The sequence below is a fragment of the Rhizobacter sp. genome (assembly GCF_031412075.1).
GTDB lineage: Bacteria > Pseudomonadota > Gammaproteobacteria > Burkholderiales > Burkholderiaceae_C > Rhizobacter.
The window spans coordinates 1-3,505 of record NZ_JANOCG010000272.1 but is presented as its reverse complement, the minus strand read 5'-3'; the positions used below and the strand labels follow the sequence as shown (position 1 = coordinate 3,505).

4 protein-coding genes and 1 riboswitch are annotated in these 3,505 nt (G+C 66.0%); all 4 genes read right to left on the bottom strand.

What is annotated here, in order from left to right:
• On the bottom strand, nt 1-281 hold a 281-nt coding region (locus tag RMO40_RS09825; RefSeq protein ID WP_309719920.1), incomplete at its 3' end, for a methionine biosynthesis protein MetW.
• Nucleotides 278-1,411, bottom strand: a complete 1,134-nt coding sequence (metX, locus tag RMO40_RS09820; protein WP_309719917.1) for a homoserine O-succinyltransferase MetX — start codon at nt 1,409-1,411, stop codon at nt 278-280. The genes RMO40_RS09825 and metX, both read right to left, overlap by 4 nt.
• A gap of 41 nt (nt 1,412-1,452) precedes the next feature.
• Nucleotides 1,453-1,530, bottom strand: a riboswitch (SAM riboswitch).
• Between the two features lie 18 nt (nt 1,531-1,548).
• Nucleotides 1,549-2,466, bottom strand: coding sequence for a hypothetical protein (locus RMO40_RS09815; protein ID WP_309719914.1), 918 nt, complete (start codon nt 2,464-2,466; stop codon nt 1,549-1,551).
• 17 nt (nt 2,467-2,483) lie between these two features.
• Complete coding sequence (locus RMO40_RS09810; protein ID WP_309719925.1) at nt 2,484-3,344, bottom strand: response regulator; 861 nt, start codon at nt 3,342-3,344, stop codon at nt 2,484-2,486.
• Nucleotides 3,345-3,505 lie beyond the last annotated feature (161 nt).

The window sequence follows — 3,505 nt, the reverse complement described above, 5'->3', positions numbered from 1 at the left end:
GTGTGGCGCAGGTGCTGCATGGTGTCGAGCTGCAGCACCACGTCGAAGCTCTGGTCTTCGAAGATGGCCAGCCCGTCTTCGAGGTTGAGCTGGATCACGTTGACGCCGCGCTGCGTGCAGGCCAGCACATTGGCGTCGGCTATCTCGATGCCGTAGCCGGTGCACTGACGCTTGTCGCGCAAGTGGGCCAACAAGGCGCCGTTGCCGCAGCCGAGGTCGAGCACGCGAGACTTCGGCGGCACCAGCTCGGCTATGAGCTCCATCACCTTGATGTCGCTCATGACTGACGCTCCCTGGCGATGTTGTCGAAGCTTGCGCGCAGCAGCGCGTGGTAGCGCGGGTCGTCGAGCAAGAACGCATCGTGCCCGTGGGGCGCATCGATCTCGGCGTAGCTCACGTCGAAACGGTTGTCGAGCAAGGCCTTCACGATCTCGCGCGAGCGCGCTGGCGAGAAGCGCCAGTCGGTGGTGAAGCTCACCAGCTGGTACTTGCACTTGGCGCCGGCAAACGCCGCGCTCAAGTCGCCGCCGTGGTCACGCGCCGGGTCGAAGTAGTCGAGCGCGCGGGTGATGAGCAAATAGGTGTTGGCGTCGAAGTACTCGCTGAACTTGTCGCCCTGGTAACGCAGGTAGCTCTCGATCTCGAACTCGATGTCTTGCGTGCTGTAGGCGGGCTGCGCACCTTTCAAGTTGCGGCCGAACTTGGCCTCCATCGAGTCGTCGCTCAGATACGTGATGTGGCCGATCATGCGGGCCACCCGCAGGCCGCGCTTGGGCACCACGCCATGCGCGTAGAAGTGCCCGCCATGGAACTCGGGGTCGGTGATGATGGCGCGGCGCGCCACCTCGTTGAAGGCGATGTTCTGCGCCGAAAGATTCGGCGCCGTCGCCACCGCGATGCAGTGGCGCAGCCGCTCGGGGTAACGCAGCGACCAGCTCAGTGCCTGCATGCCCCCCAGGCTGCCGCCGAGCACGGCAGCGAGTTGGGTGTTGCCGAGCCGGTCGAGCAATCGGGCCTGTGCATCGACCCAATCTTCGACCGTCACCACCGGGTAGTCGGCGCCATAGAGGCGGTCGCTGTCGGGGTTGGCGTTCATCGGGCCGGTGGAGCCGAAACACGAGCCCGGGTTGTTGACACCGATCACGAAGAAGCGGTGGGTGTCGAGCGGCTTGCCGGGGCCAACGAGGTTGTCCCACCAGCCTTCGCTCTTGGCCTGGCCTTCGTAGGTGCCGGCCACGTGGTGCGAGGCGTTGAGCGCGTGGCACACCAGCACGGCATTGCTCTTGTCGGCGTTGAGCGTGCCGTAGGTTTCATACGCGAGCGTGTAGTCGCGCAGAGAGGCGCCGCTGCGCAGTGGCAACGGCTCGGCGAAGTGCATCGCCTGCGGTTTCACATCACCCACAGAACCCATGTGCATCGCACCCATGAAAAAACCCGGCGCCGCCAAAGCGGGACACCGGGTGTGCGTCCTGTCTTTAGCTGGATTTATAAAGCGCTCGCAATCCGGAACAAATCAGCGCTGGCCCGGAGTATAGAGCCGCTCCGGGGTCAGCGCGTGAGCGCGCCAGCGGCCAGTAGCTCGCGGCGCGACGGCACCCAGATGTCATTGTTCGGCGTGGCCAGAATGCGCTGGATGAAGGCCTTGGGAAGGCCCGCCTTGGCGTATATCTGGCCTTCGTCGTCGGCCCCCTCACCCTTGGCGTCTTCACCTGGACCACGGGCTCGATGAAAGCCAAGCGCCGCACCGTCGCCCAGGGTCCGGTCCACGCCCGCCATGAACGCAACCGTGCAGGCCGACGAGCACCGCTTCTCCACGTGCGTTCTGAGCCCGTAGCGAGCGATCACCGCCGCCATGCGCTGCCCCTCGCGCAACCAGCCGCCGGGTGATTCCAAGCGCACCGTGGTGACCCGCGGCGCATCGGCAATCACTTTGTCGAGCGCCCGCGCGGCGCCGTCGTTCACACCGCCCTTGAAGGTGACCACCCGCCCGTTGTCCGTCAGCGCGATGTCGAACTCCTCGCCAGGTTGCTGTCCCTGGGCGATCGCCCAATGCTCACGCAAGGCCGGGCGCAGCTCTGCGTATTCGCGCATCGTCCCGAAGGTGCCGGCCGCGAGCGACAGCATGGCGGCGAACGCCCAGATGCGCCGCCCCTGCCCGAAAAGGTGCTTCATCGCAGACATCCACGCGCCCGCGATGGACCACACCGTGATCAGCAAGGCCACCGCCAGATAGACCATGAGCGCCGTGGACGCATCACGCGCCGCATGGTGTTCGCTCACCTGCTGAATGGCATAGAGCCCCAGCGCAGCGGTTCCCCAACCGAGCAGCACGGTGTGCAGCCAGTAGGAGCGCGCCAGCGAATAGTCGCCCTTCAGATGCTTGATGAAAAAACCCGGCTCACGGCCGTGGCGTGTCGTTGTTCTGCTGCGCATCGTGCGCCTCCCTTCCCTGCGCGGAATTATCAACGCACGTGACTCTGCTCTCAGCCCATCTCGCGGCTCGCCAACGCCGCCGCCGCCGCGCGCGTCTCCACCCCCAGCTTCTCGAACACATGCTCCAGGTGCTTGTTGACCGTGCGCGGGCTCATGCCGAGGATGTCGCCCACGTCGCGGTTGGTCTTGCCCTTGGCCACCCACGACAAGACCTCGGCTTCGCGTGGCGTGAGCGATGCGGTGCTCAAGCGGTTGGCCGCGGCACTCGGTTCGGCGCGACGTTGCATCAACAGCATCTGCTCGCCCAGGCCCACCGGCCCGAGGTTGCGCAGCAGCAGCACCTGCCCGTTGGCACCGGTGCTGCTGTGTTCGGGTGACACACCGGCAGACAACCACGCCAGCCAGTCGCTCGGCAGCCCGCCTGACGCCGAGGGGAAAAGTTCGCGCAACCAGCTGGCCGCTTGCGGCGAGCGCCAGGCCACGCGCATCTGCGCGTCGATCACGAGCACGCCGTGGCCGCCCACGTCGATGGCCTCGCGGGCCAGGCGCACCGCTCGCGCGTTGCGCACGTGCGTGGCCAGGCGCACCAGCACCTCTTGTGCGCGCACGGGCTTCACCACGTAGTCGACACCACCACTCTCGAAACCTTCGACGATGTGCGTCGTTTCCGACAAGCCCGTCATGAAAACGATGGGCACATGCGCCAGCGCCGGGTCTTGCTTGATGTGGCGACACACCTCGAAGCCGCTCATTCCGGGCATCAAGGCGTCGAGCAGGATCGCGTCGGGCGTGACGAGGTCGAGCCGCGCCAGCGCCGACTCGCCATCGCGCGCCACGATCACGGTGTAGCCGTCTTCTTCGAGCGCCTGGCACAGCGGGCCCAGCGACTGCGGCGCATCGTCAACCACCATCACCACGCCACCCGCACGCGCAGCGTTCACAGCGAGGCCTCCATGGGCTCGTTGCCTTGCAGGTTTTTCACCAGTTGCTCCAAGAACCCTTCGAGGTCAAAACGGTCGAGCAAGGCGCCGAGTCGTTGCAGCTCTTGCTCGCACGCGGGGTGCGACTGCAG